Genomic DNA, 16776 nt, shown 5'->3' on the forward strand with positions numbered 1-16776 from the left:
TGAGAAAATTCAAATAAGAAATATCCGCAGACTATTTAAAACCACCCAAATAAAACAAAAAAACATGAAAAAAATAATGCTACTCCTTGCCTATTTTACTGCTTGCAATGCTACTTATGCTCAAGCTGACAAAGTGTATAATGCGATTAAAGACTTGATGCAAAAAAACAGAATTGTTGGTTTGCAATTAGCTGTAATTAAAGATAATGCTATTGTTAAAACAAGTCATTACGGCTTAGCATCTATTGAAGATTCAATTGCGGTGGATAGCCAAACTGTTTTTAGCATTAATTCTATTACTAAAGCATTCACAGGAGTTGCGATTATGCAATTAGTCGAAAATGGTAAATTAAATCTTGACGAACCTATTTCAAAATATTTGGATAAGCTGCCTAAAACTTGGCAAAATATTACCGTAAAACAAATAGTAACTCATCAGTCAGGACTTCCTGAAATTTGGGATTCACAAGGAAATATGCTGTCTGAAAACAGTGAAACTTTATTCCAAAAAATAAAAGAATTACCGCTTATTTTTAAACCTGGTAAAGAATTCAGAGACAGTCAAGCCAATAACCTGCTACTTGGAATGCTTATTGAAAAAATAAGTGGACAGTCATTTGAAAAATTCATTACAGAAAACCAGTATAAAAAAGCGGGAATGAAGAACTCCATCAAAGCTGGGATTGGAGATTTTTACAACATAATTAAGCACTCCGCAAAGCCGTATTCTTATTTTAGAAATAATGTTCTAACCAATGTGTATCAACCAATGCCTTCAAATTTGTATCCAGCCGGCGGAATCTATTCAACGGCAACTGAAATGGCACAATGGATAATCGCATTACAAAGTAATCAATTAATTAATGCTGAAAATCTAAATACGCTTTGGACTCCAATTCGATTAGAAAATGGAGAAATATATCAAGAAAACGGTTTTCTGAATCAAAGTTCGATTGGTTTTTATTCCTCTTCAAGAGTTAAAAACCCTGTAATTGCCTCGTTAGGTGGTAATAGAAATGCTTTATACATTTATCCAAAAGACAATGTTTCAGTGGTGATTTTGACAAATTTAGTGGGTTCTCGTCCAGAAAATTTTATCGAAGAAATAGCAAATTTATACCTAACAGAAAATAAATAACAATAAAGTCAAAAGTGCGCTCATGAACAAACAAAAGCAAGCAACTTATTGACAAATATCAAAAAGGAATCTTAAATATTATAATGTAAACTTCAACACAATAGATATGAAAACATTTAAACCAACCCATAAATTACTGACTGTTGTAGTCACTTTATTTATACTTTCCTTTAGCACAAATACTCTGGCTCAGGAAAAAATTCAAATGGTAAGATTGGCAAAAATTAAAGTTGATCCGTTGCAATTGGACAATTATAATATTGCGTTAAAAGAACAAATGACTACTGCAGTTCGTCTTGAACCTGGTGTATTAACGTATTACGCCGTTGCTGACAAAACCGAACCATCACACATCACAATACTTGAAATATATGCTGATACAACGGCATACAAATCTCATATAGAAACAACTCATTTTAAGAAATATAAGGAGACAGTTAAAGATATGGTTAAATCTCTGGAACTTGTAGATGTAACTCTAATTGGCTCGGCTAATAAGATGGAAAAATGACCTTCCCAAATAATTAAAGAATATACACTAAAACAACTTGTATATTCTGTGAATTGGAATCATCACACCTTGTTTTAACATCACATTTTTGTCTGTAACACCCCAAACGGTAGTATCTACTATTTTTTTGGATTCATCATCTTCAAAGAAAATTTTAATTTTCGAATGCTCTAGATTCCCAAGCGATAACGCTCTATTGATCTCACTTATTCTAGTTTTTATTTCATCAACATCGTCAAGAACATCAGTTGTTGGAAATTTAAGAAGAGCGATATCTTCTTTATCAATGCTTTTAAATTCGTCTGTCATAATTGTAAAAATTTAATTAATTATAAAGTATAGTAGTTTAGCAATGCAAAATTAACCAATGTCTTCAAATTCATTTACGGCTAGTGGAGTATATTCTCCTGCATCTGAAATGGCGCAATAGATATTACCATTGCAAAGTAATAAATTAATTATTAGCCAAAAACCTTAAAACATATTTGGGCTCTACGATTAGATGATGCAGAAACAAATCAAAAAAATGGTTTTCTGAAGCAAACTTCTATTGGTTTTTCTGCAACTTCAAGAAAAAGAAACCCTTTATATCCAGAAGATACTGTTTCAGTACTTAGTTTAACAAATTTAGTAAGTTCACATCCTCAAAATTTCATTTAAATTATAGCATATCATATTTAGAAGATTAGAAATAACTAATCCTACCATTAGAAAAGATTGCTAACACCATGTAAATTTAATAACTATCAATCAAAAAATTCTTGTCTAAACATAAAAAAACCGCCTCAAATTTTGAGACGGCTTAAAATATATATTTTATTTAGTTTTAGAAAATATATCTTACTCCAAACTGTGCTTGCCATCTTGACAATAAACTTGCATCATAGTTGAAGGTTTTTGTTTGAGTTCCATTAAAAGTATAGGTTGGTATTTTTGTAGTTTGATTTACTGATACACCAATTGGCTGAACGCTTGTTGGTACCTGCACTAATCCCCAATCAGAATTTAATAAATTTCCTAAATTTAATACGTCAATACTAAATTGAATTGTATTGGTTTTAGAAGAAGCTGAGGAAACTTTAAAGTTATAATCTTGCATTACTTTTAAATCCCATTTTCCTCTCCATGGTGATAAAGCTCCGTAACGCTCAGCATACTGACCTCTCCTTTCGTTTAAATAGTCATCTTGACCGATAAATGCATCAAAAGCTGCTCCTTGCCCTGCACCTGAGAAAGCCATTGAATTAATCTCAGCTGATGTTGGGATATAAATTAAATCATTTGTTCCTGATCCATCATTATTAATGTCTCCACCATAAATGTAGTTAAAACGGCCACCTTGAGCATATTCAAAGAAAGTTGAAACAGTAGTTGCCCATTTGTCATTTCCATATTTCCATTTTTTTGAAGCTACACCAATAAAACGGTGTGTATCTCCATATTTAGAATTAGATAAAACAGCATTATTTACGTTTCCTAAAGCTGGGTTAAACGCAAAAGCATCACCTGTAATTTCCGCTTCAATTGAATTCACATCTTGAGATTTCAAATAGTTATAGGCTAAACTAGCGAACAAACCATTATCAAAATTCTTTTGAACTTTAACAGAAGAGTTAAACGCACTTCCTTTATCAGAATTTGTCATTACATAAGCATTGTTACTTTGATTGTCCGTAGCATTATCATAAATTAACCTGTTATCAACACCCGCAAGAATTCCCGATGGTGTTCTTAAACCCCAGTTTTGCACATGAACTCCATTTATGTCTTTATTGTAAGACACATCTACAGTAACAATGTAATTATTCTCAAACTTATGATCAAGTCCTGCACTTGTTCTCCATACCTGAGGCCATTTGTAATCCGGATCCATAATTTGGAAAAAACCATCATCAGCACCACTCACTTGATTCCCTAACCAAACAAAAGGAATTCTTCCTGTAAAAATACCAGTTCCACCTCGAAGTTGTGTTGTTTTGTTTCCCTTTACATCCCAATTAAATCCAAGTCTAGGAGACCAAAGCAATCTATCGCTTGGTAATTTTGTTGAAAGCAAAGAAACTTGATTACCTGTCTCAGGATCATAATACTGTGTAGCATTATTTCTAGTAGAACCATTTTCAGTATCTATATACTTCTGAATCAAATCAGCTGTATTGAAATACAATGGTTTATCTGCTCTTAAACCAAATGAAAATTTAAAATTATCATTTACACTCCAGTCGTCCTGCATGTAAAATGCAACTTGACCTACATTTAGCTCTGATAATTTCCAGCCATTATCTTCACCTACTCCAAAAGAGTTTTTGGCATCAAATTGATTTTGAGCATAAACAAGGTTTTGTTTAATAAAACTTGTAGCCAATGGTGCTGAAGCATCTGCTAAAAATGAGTTTACGCTAGGATAAGGACTAAATGTTCCATAATAATTACCCAATGTACCAAAAGTACCAAAATTATCATAACCAGCAAGGTTAAATGAATTTTGAAATTGGAATTTTTCAAATGAACCACCAAAGGTGAAAGAGTGATTTCCAACCGTATAATTTAAGTTATCTGTAATTTGAAAAACTTTTTGATCTAATGTATTATTGATAGAAAATGGCTCATGACCTGCAATAATATAATTTGATCCTGCTCCATCTTGAATGTTAATTACTGGAGCTGGTGAAGAAAATGGATTTCTAAAATCATCAAAATGCGTGTAACCAGCCTGTAACTTATTAGACACTTTTTCATTTACCTTAGAGTTCAACTCTAACAGGAAAGAACTCAATTTATTATTGATTTGATATCCTGAGTTTTGAAATTGCAAGATAGAAGCATTTGGACCTCTAAATCCCAATGCAGATGGATGAGCTGGCTTATCTTTGGAAGCATCCAAAAAGTTATATATAACAGCCAATTTATTATTATCATCGATATTCCAATCTAATTTTACAATCCCTTTTCTTGAGTTTGAATTATGAGAGAAACCTTGATAAGCACCCGTATTGTATCCTAATAAAGACAACGCATTTGAAACATTAATCAAATCTGTTTCTAAAACTCTGGATTCATTAACACCTGTTATTGCATCCCCATTATTGGCAACAAAATTTGATCCCAAGTCACTTCTTTCATCAATTTCAAAATTTGTAAAGAAGAATAATTTATTTTTAATAATCGGTCCACCAATACTAAAACCAGCTTGAGTTTGCTCTAATGAAGGAACAAAAATCTTTTCTCCTTTTATTTTATTTCCCGTCATATCTTGGTTTCTAAAGAAACCGTAAACTGTACCATGAAATTCATTTGTTCCTGACTTCGTAACTGCATTCACAGATGCACCCGTAAAGCCTGATAAAGTCACATCATAAGGTGCCGTAGCCACTTGGATTTGCTCAATTGCGTCTAATGAAATTGGCTGAGCTCCAGTTTGCCCCCCTGGAGTTGCAGCATCTAATCCAAAAGGATTATTAAAAACTGCACCATTTAGAGAGAAGTTGTTGAACTTTTCATTTCTACCACCAAAAGAACCGCCACTTGCTGTAGGCTCTAATCTGGTAAAATCTGAAGCTGATCTTGATATTGAAGGTAAAGTAGTCAATTCTCTTCGTCCAATTGTTGTTTCAGCACCAGTTCGGCCACTGGAAAAAACTTTATTTTTAGCACCAGTAACTTTCACTTCATCTAATTTCTGACTTTCATCTTTTAAAAGAACATCAAGACTGAAAACCTTACCTAAATCAAGGTAAACATCATTAAACTCTTCACTTCGATAACCTACAAAAGTTACTACAATTTTGTAAGGACCACCAATTCTCATATTCAACATGCTAAACCTTCCGTCTTCATTTGATAAAGCAGAATACTTAGATCCGGTTGGAGTATGAATTGCCAGCACTGTAGCTCCGGGCAGCGTCTCGTTGTTGGAGCTTTTCACAAGTCCTTTAATACTTGAAGTAGTTGTTTGCCCAATCACTGAGTAAAAACTACTAAAAATTAGTAATAATGTAATTAATTTTCTCATTTATTTGAATTTGTGTTGTTTATGGCGCGAAATTAAACAAAAAAAAATCACTCCGAAGAGTGATTTTTTATATTTTATTAACAATATGTTAACTAAAAATTATTTTTCAGCAACAATTTCGTAATCTAATTCAACGATAACATCTCTGTGCAAACGAACACTAGCATTATATTTACCAGTACGTTTAACGATTCCGCTTGTGATGAATTTTCTTTCGATTTGTTGACCACCTTTAGCTAAAGCTGCAGCAATATCAATATTTGTGATTGAACCAAATAATTTTTCACCACCTGCTTTTGCAAAGATTTTAATTTCGATAGCTTTTAAAGCTTCAGCTAATGCTTTTGCATCTGCTACCACTTTAGCCTCTTTATGCGCTCTTTGTTTAAGGTTTTCAGCTAATACTTTCTTTGCAGAAGAAGTAGCTAAATGTGCGTGACCTTGTGGGATCAAAAAGTTACGACCGTAACCATTTTTTACCGATACAATATCATCTTTAAATCCTAAGTTTTGAACGTCTTGTCTTAATATAAGTTCCATGTTGTTGTCCTTTGTTATAGAAGTTAGGTTTCATGTTTCAGAAAACCAACAACTGAGTTATTTTATTATTTTAGTAAATCGGCCACGTATGGCATTAAAGCAATATGACGTGCTCTTTTTACTGCAACTGATACTTTTCTTTGGTATTTCAAAGAAGTTCCAGTTAAACGACGAGGAAGAATTTTTCCTTGCTCATTAACGAATTTCAATAAGAAATCAGCATCTTTATAATCAATATATTTGATACCTGACTTTTTGAAACGACAATACTTTTTAGTTTTGTTAGTTTCTATGTTCAAAGGCGTAAGATATCTGATATCTCCATCTTTTTTTCCTGAAGCCGATTGTTGTAATGTTGCCATGATAATTAAGCTTTTGTAGATTTTAATTTAGTTCTTCTTCTTTCAGCCCAAGAAATAGCATGTTTATCAAGACTTACAGTCAAGAATCGCATTACTCTTTCATCACGTCTAAATTCAGTTTCAAAAGCAATAAGAATTTCTCCTGCTACTTTGAATTCGAATAAATGGTAAAAACCACTTTTTTTGTTTTGAATTTCGTACGCCATTTTTTTCAGGCCCCAGTCTTCTTTAGACACCATTTCTGCTCCTCTACTAGTAAGAAAATCTTCAAATTTGCTTACTGTTTCCTTTACCTGAACTTCAGATAAAACGGGATTTAAAATGAAAACAGTTTCATAATGATTCATAAATATATATTTATATGTTATTTTGGGTGCAAAAGTAAACAATAATTCTCAACAAACAAGTCTTATTTTGTTTTATTCGATGTATGGTAAAAAAAATCGGCTCTATTCTTTTTTTTTAATAAAAAAGTAGTATGTTTACGTAGCCAAATCTAAAATACAAAATTATGAAACTAAACTGTGTCGTGGTGGATGATAGTTCTATCCAAAGAATGATTATCGCTAAGTTAGTTAATAATCATCAAAATTTACATTTAATAGGTGATTTTTCTAATGCAATCGAAGCAAGAAGTTGTATGTCCATTCATAATGTGGATTTAATTTTTCTTGATATCGAGATGCCGGTTATCAGCGGTTTTGATTTTCTGGATGGCTTAAAAGTAAAGCCACAAATTATTTTCATTACTTCAAAGGCTGAATATGCCATGAAAGCATTTGATTATGATGCTACTGATTACCTTCAAAAACCAATTGCAATCGATCGCTTTAATGCGTCAGTTAAAAGAGCAATAGATTTTCATTTGCTCAAAAAAGAAAATAAAGAGGATGAAGGTGAACACATATTCATAAAAAGCAACTTAAAAAAATTGAAAATTTTCACTTCAAAAATAAAATGGATTGAAGCATTTGGCGATTATGTAAAGGTAGTTACTGAAGATGACAGTAATTTAGTTCTTTCAACCATGAAATCCTTTGAAAACGATCTTTCAAAAGAAAAATTCATTAGAGTACACAAATCCTACATTATAAACATAGACAAAGTTGAACGCTTTAACAGCAAATTCGCTGAAATTGGTATAACAAAAATCCCTTTAAGCAGAAATAAAAAAGAAGATTTGGTCAAAGCATTGTCTTTTACGTAACATTGTAACACACAAATATATTAACCTACAAAAATTAGAATCCCTAACTTTATCTACCTACTAAAAATTCAGCGCTTTACTTTCTGTAAATCATTATAAATTAAAGACCTCTAAAGTTGTCAACTTTAGAGGTCTTTTTATAAAATACCATATAGATTTATCGAATGAAAAGAACAATTTAAAAATTAAATCCAAGAAAACCTCATTCTGTTTCCTATAAATAGAAGGTTTATTTACCAATAATAGTGAGTAATTAAAGTCTAAAAATTACTTTATAGCCAATTTTGTTTTAATGTACCGCCTATAAACCGAGAGAATAAAGTATCGTTTCTTTCGAAAACGTTTGAAGCCTCAAACTTTGCCCTTCACAACTTTGTTACCCGAAATAAAATTGATAATTTAGCGCAGTCAATTTATATACAAAAACACAATGAAAAATACTGCGCTTACGCACATACACGAGAGTTTGGGAGCAAAAATGCTTCCGTTTGCCGGATACAATATGCCCATTTTATATGAAGGAGTGAATGCGGAACATGAAACGGTGCGCAATGCCGTGGGTGTTTTTGACGTATCTCACATGGGTGAATTCCTGCTTACGGGTCCAAATGCATTGGCTTTGATTCAAAAAGTGACTTCAAATGATGCTTCGACTTTGACCATCGGAAAAGCGCAATATTCTTGCTTGCCAAACAATGACGGCGGAATTGTAGACGATTTGCTGGTTTATAAAATGAAGGACGAGCAGTATTTATTAGTCGTAAATGCGTCGAATATTGACAAGGATTGGGATTGGATTTCAGCTCAAAATGATTTGGGTGTGGAGATGAAAAACCTATCGGATGATTATTCTCTATTGGCTATTCAAGGACCAAAAGCGGTTGAAGCAATGCAATCGTTAACTTCAAAAGACTTATCAGCGATTCCGTATTATCATTTTGAAGTGGGTGAATTTGCGGGTATTGAAAACGTAATTATTTCGGCTACAGGATATACTGGTTCAGGAGGTTTTGAGATATATTGCAAAAATTCAGAAGTAGAACAAATTTGGAAAAAAGTTTTTGAAGCAGGTGCTGCTTTTGGCATCAAACCAATTGGTCTTGCAGCTCGTGACACGTTGCGATTGGAAATGGGTTTTTGTTTGTACGGAAATGACATCAACGACACGACATCACCACTGGAAGCTGGTTTGGGATGGATCACAAAATTCACAAAAGAATTCACGAATTCAGAAAATCTGAAAAAACAAAAAGAAGCCGGAGTTACTAAAAAACTGGTAGCTTTTGAAATGCAAGAACGTGCGGTGCCAAGACATGATTATGAAATCGTAGATGCATCCGGAAATGTAATCGGGATTGTAACTTCGGGAACGATGTCACCATCGATGAATAAAGGAATTGCTATGGGTTACGTAACTGTTGAAAATAGTGCTTTGGAAAGTGATATCTTTATCAGAATCCGTAAAAATGATGTTCCGGCCAAAGTGGTGAAATTACCTTTTTACAAGAAATAAAAATAAATGAAGAAACTTTCACTTGCATTTTTGCTGACTACATTTTCACTTTTTGGTCAAAATGAAGCAAAAACTTGTGAAACACTTTCTAAAATAAACGCGATATTACAACGCGAACATTATCAACCTAAACCGGTAGACGACAGTTTATCGGTTTTTGTTTTTGATGGTTTTATGGATGCTTTGGATTCGAACCGAAATTTATTTACCAAAATTGAATACGAAAAACTTCGCGAACACAGACTCCAACTGGACAATTACATTTTGCAAAATAATTGTTCTTTCATGAATGATTTCGTTGCTGTTTACACTTTGGCTTTAAACAGAAAAAAGAAAGTTTTAGAGAAAATACAGAAAGAATCATTTGATTACACTTCTACTGATTCCGTAAAATTTTCGAAGAAAAAATTTCCTTTTGATTTAGTTGCAACTGATTTAGAACGAGTTTGGAAAAAGAGAATTCGATATGATATCCTTGAAGATATTTCAAAGCTAAGTTCAAATTTAGATTCGTTAAATCAAAATTTTACCACTCTCGAAAAAATAACTAAAATAAAGTTATTTGATGCTAATTTGTGTCAGGTAAACAGTATTTTAGAGACTAAAGGCCGAATAGAAAGTGATTTACAGAATACTTTTTTAAATTTGTTTTGTACTTATTTTGATCCACATTCTAATTATTTTTCGTTGGCCGCAAAATCCAGTTTCATGTCGGGTTTGTCCACCAGTAAGCTTTCTTTAGGATTGAATGTTGGATTTAATGACAAAGAAGAAATTGTGATACGGGAAATAGTTCCAGGCGGGCCAGTGGCGAAAACCAATAAATTTGAGAAAGGCGATATTATCTTGAAGGTTTCCAATACTAAAGGAACCACTTACACGGTTTCCTGTTCTTCCATTGAAAAAATTGGAGAATTGATTTTTTTAGATTCCAATACTGACATTGAATTAACCATTCAGAAAAAAAACGGAGCTGTCATAACTGTATTTCTCAGAAAGCAAGTAATGAAAGCGACAGGTAATGTAGTGTATAGTTTTATTGCCGAAAAAGAAGCTAAAATAGGTTATATCAATATTCCCAGTTTTTATTCGAATTTTGATGGGAATTCCGTCCAAGGTTGTGCTGATGATGTTGCCAAAGAAATTATAAAACTTCAAAAAGATAACATATCAGGTTTAGTGATTGATCTCCAGAATAATGGTGGCGGTTCTATACAAGAAGCGATAAAATTAGCCGGAATGTTTATCGACATAGGTCCTTTATCCGTTTTAGTAGACAGTAAAGACCAACAAACGATCTTGAAAGATTTTAATCGCGGAAGCGTTTACAATGGTCCTTTAGTAGTGCTGATAAATGGAAACTCTGCATCAGCAAGCGAATTTTTTGCAGCTGCTATCCAAGATTACAACCGCGGAATGATCATCGGGAGCACCTCGTTAGGAAAAGCTACAATGCAGGCTATTTTGCCTTTGGACGAAAAAAACCAACAGGACTTTGTAAAAGTAACAATTGAAAAATTCTACAGAGTTTCCGGCAAAAGCCATCAAATCCAAGGAATTATACCCGATATTGCGCTACCGATTTTATTTGACAGTATTACTCCTCGTGAAGACAGTTACAAAACAGCTTTGAAAAATGATAACATTACTACCAAGGCGAGATTCAGTCCTTTGCCACGAACTTATTTCCCACAACTAACAGCATTAAGCCAAAAAAGAGTAAAAGCAAATGTTCGTTTTAATGAAATTAATGTAGCAAATGAACAGATTAATGCACTTTATAACAATCCTAAAAAACCAACACGATTAGTTTTTAAAGATGTGTTTGATGATGTACATGAAATTGACTCCCTTTGGGGAAAAGTCAAAAAAATAGTAGAAAGTGAAAGTGATTTTACTCTTTCGAATAATTCCTATGATGTAGAGAATTTAAAATTCGATACTTTTCAGCAAGAAAGTAATACTTACAAAATTAAAAATTTGAAAAACAGTCCGTATTTAGAAGAAGCAATTGCAATATTGAATGATTACAGAACTCTAATCAAATAAGTCAACCCTAAAATATGAAATCAACCTTTACCCTGCTCTTACTTTTGCTCGTTACAACGTTTACTAATGCGCAGGAATTCAAAACTCCCGTTGACTATTTGAATTACATCAGCAAGGAAACTGATATTATTTCCCGAACAACTTGGAAATACACTTCGGCTGTGGCACATAGCAAAAATGCCCGAAAAATTGATGTTACTCGAAAAACATTGGTAAAAAGTATACAAACCGCAACTAAAAAAATAGAAGCTTTGAAAGACGGTTACAAAGGGGATGTGGAATATAAAAATCAGCTTCTGGCCTATTTAGTAATTTCTGAAAAGCAAATCAATCAGGAATACGACAAAATAATAAACATGCAGGAAGTCGCTGAACAATCCTACGATTATATGGAAGCGTTTATTATGGCAAGAGATCTAGTCAATACTAAAAATAATGAAGAAGTTGACAAATTGAATGCTAACCAAAAAATATTTGCCAATAAATATGGGATTCAAATTGGGGAAGATAAAAGTGAATTGGGCAAAAAAATGAAAATATCTAATGAAGTTTTTGAAAATCATACCTAATTATATCTAATTTTTTTTAAGTGAATTTCACAGAATCGGTATTGATGAAAGCAATTGCTGATAACAATTTGAATGCAATACAACAAAACAGCAATGCTCTGGAACAATATTCGAATGAAGGTTTAGAAAAACTAAAGACCTTTAAAGCCTACAAAAATGATGTAATGCTTGTGAATGCTACCAAAAAAGTATTGGAATTCAGCAAAAAAGAAGCGGTAGAATTCGCTCCGGGAGTTGTTGCTTTTATGATGCTGAACCAAAAATTTCAGGAAAGTAAAAAAATAATGGACGACAAAGCCGCAAATGCAAGATCTAAAGCAGAAATTGATAATTTTAATTCGCTTTTAAACATTTTGAATAAAGAAGTAGGAACGTATAATAAACTCAATACAAAGTTCAACACAGAGCGCTCCAACGCGATCAATAACTGGAATACAACCGGAATAAATTTTATTTCAAAACACGTTCCAATTGATTAATAAAAATATTTGAAAAAATAACTAATAACTGTATTTTTGCAGTTCAAAATAAGAAATAGAAATGGGAAGAGCGTTTGAGTTTAGAAAAGGAAGAAAAATGAAACGTTGGTCAGCAATGGCCAAAGCATTTACCAGAATTGGAAAAGATATTGTAATGGCTGTAAAGGAAGGCGGACCAAATCCAGATGCCAACTCCAGATTAAGAGCTGTTATCCAGAACTCTAAGGCTGTGAATATGCCAAAAGAAAATGTGGAACGTGCCATTAAAAAAGCAACTGATAAAGACACAGCCAATTATAAAGAAGTTTTATTTGAAGGGTACGCGCCTCATGGAATCGCAATTCTAGTGGAAACTGCTACGGATAATAATAACAGAACGGTAGCTAATGTTAGAAGTTATTTTAACAAATGCAACGGAACTATGGGAACGCAAGGTTCCGTTGAATTCATGTTTGACCATACTTGTAACTTTAGAATTCCAGCAAACGGGATGGATCCTGAAGAATTAGAGTTGGAATTAATCGATTTTGGCGCTGAGGAAGTTTTTGAAGATGAAGACGGCATATTAATTTATGCGCCTTTTGGAAGCTTTGGAACCATCCAAAAAGAATTAGAAAACAGAGGATTGGAAATTCTTTCTTCCGGATTTGAAAGAATACCCCAAATCACTAAGAAAGTAACAGAAGCTGAAATGGCTGACATCGAAAAGCTAATTGAAAAACTGGAGGAAGATGATGATGTAATGAACGTGTATCACACTATGGAAGAAGCATAGATTTCCTATGTGGACATGCTAACTTAGCAATCAAACAGAGTTAACAAATAATCTTAGCTTATAAAGAGTAACAGTACTTCAGTTGTATAATTGACGCAAAAAATTCGAGATGTTTCGAGAAAGGAGCTTTCCTGGAAAAGGAAATTTAAAACTAAGTCCCGAACTAGAAAAATTAACGAATTGGAAAAAAGACTCAAAACGCTGATTTATATTGAGATACATTAAAAAAGAAATTGCCCTTTTCCAAGAGCGCTCGATGATTTATAGTTTCATTCAAAACAATGAACAACTATAACCAATTAAAAAAAGTGAAAGTGTTTCAAGTGAGGAATGGAAGATGTTACCGATGCAAAAAACAAACAATCACTGCAAACCAGCATCGAAAATTGCTATCAAAGAACAGATAACATTGATTTATTTTCAATCCACCAACGATACCGAAGTCCTATAATAACAATAGCACTTCGGAGTATTGGTTAAAAATTTCAATACCCGAGCGATAGCGAACTGTGAAGCAATATTTTGAAATTTGGCACAACAGAAAAAGAATGCACTCTGCTTTGAATGATGCAACTATTGAAGAATTTAACGATCAAATTAATTACAAAAATATAGCCTAACTTAATGTGCAGTTTTCATTTGCATATCCAAAGAATCTTTGAGAAAAAAAAAGAGGGATAAATAAAGGGTAATATTGAAGAATATTTGAATACTAATTAACTAGTGAAAAAGAGTAATTTTTAGTGAAAAATTTAGCAGTCATTTTGAATTGAAATCAAGTAGTTAAAATCACTGGAATTTGCGCAATAGCAGCAGGAATGATTGGATTTATTATCCTAAAATTAATTTTAGAAAAAAGGGAACTACCTGAAAGAAAAGTACCTTGCAGTATGAGCTTCCAGATCCTAATTTATCATTTTACTAATTTTATCATGATTCAGGATTTTTAACAAACGCCCTTTTTTTTCAATTAGACCTTCATTTTTAAATTCTGTAAGTGTGCGGCTAACCGTTTCAATGGCTGTTCCGGACAATGCAGCAAGATCATCCCTGCTGATACTAACACTGTCAATTGCACTGTTGCTTTTTTTAAACATACGTAGTATCGCTTCTGCAATTCTTTTCCGTACTGATTGATAGGCGAGTTGCAAGAGGTACGCATCTTTATTACGGATTTCATTGGATAGAATTTCAAGAAACTTTCCTGAAACATCTGGATAAAGCCGTAATAACTCATCAAACTGTGATTTAGGAAAAAAGAATAAAGAACTGTCCTCTAAAGCAGTTGCAGTATCATCGTATGGTTTATTGCAAAGGATAACATTATTCCCAAAAAAATCTTCTGTCTGGTAAATACCCGTCATTAGTTCACGTCCTTCCTCAGTCATCTTTATCGTCTTAATTTTCCCTGAAAGCACTAAATAAATACCTGTAGCACTATCCCCTTCATAATATACCACTTTATTCTTCTTGAATAACCTACTTTTACGTTCGGCAATGATTTTTTTTAATTCAATCAATCCTTCGTTTTTAGGAATTAGATTATCCAGTTGTTCTAGCGATCTGCTATAAAAATCATGCTGCAAATCTTTTTTCTTTAATCTGATTTCGATTGCATTTAAGAGTTCTAATCTTCCAAATGGCTTGGTAAGATAATCATCGGCGCCCATTTCCATTCCTTTGCGTAAATCAAATCGTTCCGATTTAGAAGTAATAAAAATAAAAGGAATATTGGATGTTTCAGCATTTTTATTAATAAGGTATAATACATCATAACCATCCAGGTCGGGCATCATAATATCACATAAAATAATATCTGGTATATCTGTCATAGCAATTTCAAGACCTTGTTTGCCGTTTTTACCTACGGTAACTTCATAATTGGCTAATTCAAGTATTTCAACTATATTATCCCTTATTTCTTTATTATCTTCTATTACTAGTATTTGCTCATGTATTTGAAAATTTTAACGTAAATAATGTTCCTTTATCTATAACACTACTATAAGAAATTTCTCCCTCCATAAGAGCTATGTACCGGGCGACAATATTTAAACCAAGTCCGGTTCCGGGAATGTTTCCCGTATTATGTGCTCTAAAGAAAGGCTTAAATAAATGCTTTTGGTCTTTTTCAGGAATACCTATTCCTTCATCTTTTACCTTAATGATACAATGCGTATCATTGATTTCGGTTGTAAAATCTATTCGAGAGGTATCACTAGAATATTTTATAGCATTAGTAATTAAATTAATAACACTATTCTTAATTAAATTCTGGTCCAATTTGATTCGCTTTTGAACACCATAATGTGCAAAGTGAATTTGCTGTTCTCCTTTTGATAATAATTGCATCTCTTCCGTAATTTCTTGGGCTAATTGCTCCAAATCAAAACAAGTTAGATTTGCCTTTACCTTACCTACTTCTAATTTTTCTATGTACAAAAAATCATTTAGCACGGTAGTCAAATTTGTTACAGCATCAATTATTTTTCCTGCATGTTTAACGATATTGGGGTTTTCTAATGGTTCTGCATATTTTTCAATAAGTGATGCTGATAATTGTGCTGTACTCAATGGTGTACGGAACTCATGAGAAGCCATTGATAAAAAACGGTTTTTTAATTTACTCAGCGCCTTTTCTTTTTCTAAAGTTATACTCACTTTTTCTTTTGATTTTTCAAGTGCTTTAATAGTTTCTTTCAAGGTCTTTGTACGTTGCTCAACAAGCTCTTCCAAATGAGATGCGTAATTTTTCAAACGTATCTCATCTTTTTTTGTTTTGTAAGATCATGTATAAATCCGGCATAAATTCTTCTTCCAGCATTCTTTACTTCGCTTACACCAAGTTTAAAAGGAAATTGGTATCCCTCTTTAGTTCTTCCTATGAGTTCTCTTCCAATGCCTATGATCTGAGCTTGATCGGTACTTTTATAATGCTGAAGGTAGTCATCGTTTGATTCTTTATCTCGATTAGGCATTAGCATTGAGATATTGTTTCCTAAAACTTCTTGCTCTGTATAAGCAAATAGTTTGCATGCCACTGGATTAATGCTTTCTATAATTCCAACATCATCCATAATTATTATGCCGTTAATGGCATTGTATACGAGGGCATGTAGTAAGGTAGCGTTTTCCATAACTTGTATATCCAATGAGCGTTGTTTACTTGTAAAGATAACTTAAACCAGCCCCTAAATACTTTCACGATAAGGGTTATATATTGTAAAATTCACTCCTTTAATAGTTATAATAAGTGATATAAATCACATAAAGTACCTCTCTAGCTCATTTCTTTCTCCTGCTATTTATTCCAACTTTGCCTTAGCAAAGAATGATAAAACATTTAAAAGCACAATATAGAAAAAATGAAAACTGATGGAATTTTACAAGAGCATGTAATACATAGCTTACAGCAAGCATCAGCTATTTATTATTGTAAAATAGTAGTGGTTCCAAATAATGATATAATAATGCTTAGTGATATAGTTGAGCATTATACAACGTAAATAAAAGCCTAAAATATAGCAAGAGAGGTTATAGGTGTAAAATCAACAAGTAATGAAATTGTTCTCCTATTAAACGGAAGGGAAGAGAAAAAATATAATGAAATTACTAATGAAA

Annotated in this window: 16 protein-coding genes; 8 read left to right on the forward strand and 8 right to left on the reverse strand. The window is 32.7% G+C overall.

What is annotated here, in order from left to right; genetic code table 11:
• Positions 1-64: 64 nt before the first annotated feature.
• Positions 65-1138, forward strand: coding sequence for a serine hydrolase domain-containing protein (locus tag AC0J6S_RS15050; RefSeq protein WP_474954566.1), 1074 nt, complete (start codon positions 65-67; stop codon positions 1136-1138).
• A 106-nt stretch (positions 1139-1244) separates the two neighbouring features.
• Complete coding sequence (locus AC0J6S_RS15055; RefSeq protein WP_474954567.1) at positions 1245-1649, forward strand: putative quinol monooxygenase; 405 nt, start codon at positions 1245-1247, stop codon at positions 1647-1649.
• Positions 1650-1676: 27 nt separating this feature from the next.
• On the opposite strand, the gene AC0J6S_RS15060 is transcribed toward AC0J6S_RS15055, so the two are convergent.
• From AC0J6S_RS15060 to rpsF, 5 genes are all read right to left on the reverse strand, one after another.
• Positions 1677-1958: a hypothetical protein gene (locus AC0J6S_RS15060; RefSeq protein WP_165151003.1), complete on the reverse strand. Its 282-nt coding sequence runs from the start codon at positions 1956-1958 to the stop codon at positions 1677-1679.
• Positions 1959-2475: 517 nt separating this feature from the next.
• Positions 2476-5661 carry a TonB-dependent receptor gene (locus AC0J6S_RS15065; protein WP_474954568.1) on the reverse strand — a complete coding sequence of 1062 codons (3186 nt, stop codon included), beginning with the start codon at positions 5659-5661 and terminating at the stop codon, positions 2476-2478.
• A 99-nt stretch (positions 5662-5760) separates the two neighbouring features.
• Positions 5761-6201, reverse strand: coding sequence for a 50S ribosomal protein L9 (rplI, locus tag AC0J6S_RS15070; protein ID WP_474954569.1), 441 nt, complete (start codon positions 6199-6201; stop codon positions 5761-5763).
• A gap of 65 nt (positions 6202-6266) precedes the next feature.
• The gene (rpsR, locus tag AC0J6S_RS15075) at positions 6267-6563 is read right to left on the reverse strand and encodes a 30S ribosomal protein S18 (protein WP_086454224.1); all 297 of its coding nucleotides are present in this window, start codon (positions 6561-6563) and stop codon (positions 6267-6269) included.
• A gap of 5 nt (positions 6564-6568) precedes the next feature.
• The gene (rpsF, locus tag AC0J6S_RS15080) at positions 6569-6910 is read right to left on the reverse strand and encodes a 30S ribosomal protein S6 (protein WP_474954570.1); all 342 of its coding nucleotides are present in this window, start codon (positions 6908-6910) and stop codon (positions 6569-6571) included.
• Positions 6911-7074: 164 nt separating this feature from the next.
• On the opposite strand from rpsF, the gene AC0J6S_RS15085 reads away from it, so the two are divergent.
• The 6 genes from AC0J6S_RS15085 to AC0J6S_RS15110 all read left to right on the forward strand — a co-directional run bounded on the left by AC0J6S_RS15085 (position 7075) and on the right by AC0J6S_RS15110 (position 13155).
• Positions 7075-7770 carry a LytR/AlgR family response regulator transcription factor gene (locus AC0J6S_RS15085; RefSeq protein WP_474954571.1) on the forward strand — a complete coding sequence of 232 codons (696 nt, stop codon included), beginning with the start codon at positions 7075-7077 and terminating at the stop codon, positions 7768-7770.
• 430 nt (positions 7771-8200) lie between these two features.
• Complete coding sequence (gene gcvT / locus AC0J6S_RS15090; protein WP_474954572.1) at positions 8201-9283, forward strand: glycine cleavage system aminomethyltransferase GcvT; 1083 nt, start codon at positions 8201-8203, stop codon at positions 9281-9283.
• A gap of 6 nt (positions 9284-9289) precedes the next feature.
• Positions 9290-11332: a carboxy terminal-processing peptidase gene (locus AC0J6S_RS15095; RefSeq protein WP_474954573.1), complete on the forward strand. Its 2043-nt coding sequence runs from the start codon at positions 9290-9292 to the stop codon at positions 11330-11332.
• Between the two features lie 14 nt (positions 11333-11346).
• Complete coding sequence (locus tag AC0J6S_RS15100) at positions 11347-11901, forward strand: LIC11966 family surface protein (protein ID WP_474954574.1); 555 nt, start codon at positions 11347-11349, stop codon at positions 11899-11901.
• A gap of 20 nt (positions 11902-11921) precedes the next feature.
• Positions 11922-12380 (forward strand): hypothetical protein, encoded by a 459-nt coding sequence (locus AC0J6S_RS15105; RefSeq protein ID WP_474954575.1) that lies wholly within the window; start codon positions 11922-11924, stop codon positions 12378-12380.
• Between the two features lie 61 nt (positions 12381-12441).
• Entirely contained in the window at positions 12442-13155 is a 714-nt protein-coding gene (locus AC0J6S_RS15110; RefSeq protein ID WP_131908736.1) for a YebC/PmpR family DNA-binding transcriptional regulator, read from the forward strand.
• 905 nt (positions 13156-14060) lie between these two features.
• Here AC0J6S_RS15110 and AC0J6S_RS15115 read toward each other — a convergent pair.
• From AC0J6S_RS15115 to AC0J6S_RS15125, 3 genes are read right to left on the reverse strand one after another with little or no spacing between them, the layout of a single operon-like run.
• Entirely contained in the window at positions 14061-15113 is a 1053-nt protein-coding gene (locus AC0J6S_RS15115; protein ID WP_474956373.1) for a response regulator, read from the reverse strand.
• Positions 15106-15912: a sensor histidine kinase gene (locus AC0J6S_RS15120; RefSeq protein ID WP_474954576.1), complete on the reverse strand. Its 807-nt coding sequence runs from the start codon at positions 15910-15912 to the stop codon at positions 15106-15108. The genes AC0J6S_RS15115 and AC0J6S_RS15120 overlap by 8 nt, the downstream gene beginning before the upstream one ends.
• Positions 15909-16307 (reverse strand): PAS domain S-box protein, encoded by a 399-nt coding sequence (locus tag AC0J6S_RS15125; RefSeq protein ID WP_474954577.1) that lies wholly within the window; start codon positions 16305-16307, stop codon positions 15909-15911. Before AC0J6S_RS15125 ends, AC0J6S_RS15120 begins: the two co-directional genes overlap by 4 nt.
• Positions 16308-16776 lie beyond the last annotated feature (469 nt).

This window comes from Flavobacterium sp. TS_SC_5 (assembly GCF_056156265.1).

Excerpts from the sequence above, each read along its gene's own strand:
- AC0J6S_RS15050 (WP_474954566.1), top strand. The coding sequence starts at position 65 with ATGAAAAAAATAATGCTACTCCTTGCCTATTTTACTGCTTGCAATGCT.
- AC0J6S_RS15055 (WP_474954567.1), top strand. The coding sequence starts at position 1,245 with ATGAAAACATTTAAACCAACCCATAAATTACTGACTGTTGTAGTCACT.
- AC0J6S_RS15060 (WP_165151003.1), bottom strand. The coding sequence starts at position 1,958 with ATGACAGACGAATTTAAAAGCATTGATAAAGAAGATATCGCTCTTCTT.
- AC0J6S_RS15065 (WP_474954568.1), bottom strand. The coding sequence starts at position 5,661 with ATGAGAAAATTAATTACATTATTACTAATTTTTAGTAGTTTTTACTCA.
- rplI (WP_474954569.1), bottom strand. The coding sequence starts at position 6,201 with ATGGAACTTATATTAAGACAAGACGTTCAAAACTTAGGATTTAAAGAT.
- rpsR (WP_086454224.1), bottom strand. The coding sequence starts at position 6,563 with ATGGCAACATTACAACAATCGGCTTCAGGAAAAAAAGATGGAGATATC.
- rpsF (WP_474954570.1), bottom strand. The coding sequence starts at position 6,910 with ATGAATCATTATGAAACTGTTTTCATTTTAAATCCCGTTTTATCTGAA.
- AC0J6S_RS15085 (WP_474954571.1), top strand. The coding sequence starts at position 7,075 with ATGAAACTAAACTGTGTCGTGGTGGATGATAGTTCTATCCAAAGAATG.
- gcvT (WP_474954572.1), top strand. The coding sequence starts at position 8,201 with ATGAAAAATACTGCGCTTACGCACATACACGAGAGTTTGGGAGCAAAA.
- AC0J6S_RS15095 (WP_474954573.1), top strand. The coding sequence starts at position 9,290 with ATGAAGAAACTTTCACTTGCATTTTTGCTGACTACATTTTCACTTTTT.
- AC0J6S_RS15100 (WP_474954574.1), top strand. The coding sequence starts at position 11,347 with ATGAAATCAACCTTTACCCTGCTCTTACTTTTGCTCGTTACAACGTTT.
- AC0J6S_RS15110 (WP_131908736.1), top strand. The coding sequence starts at position 12,442 with ATGGGAAGAGCGTTTGAGTTTAGAAAAGGAAGAAAAATGAAACGTTGG.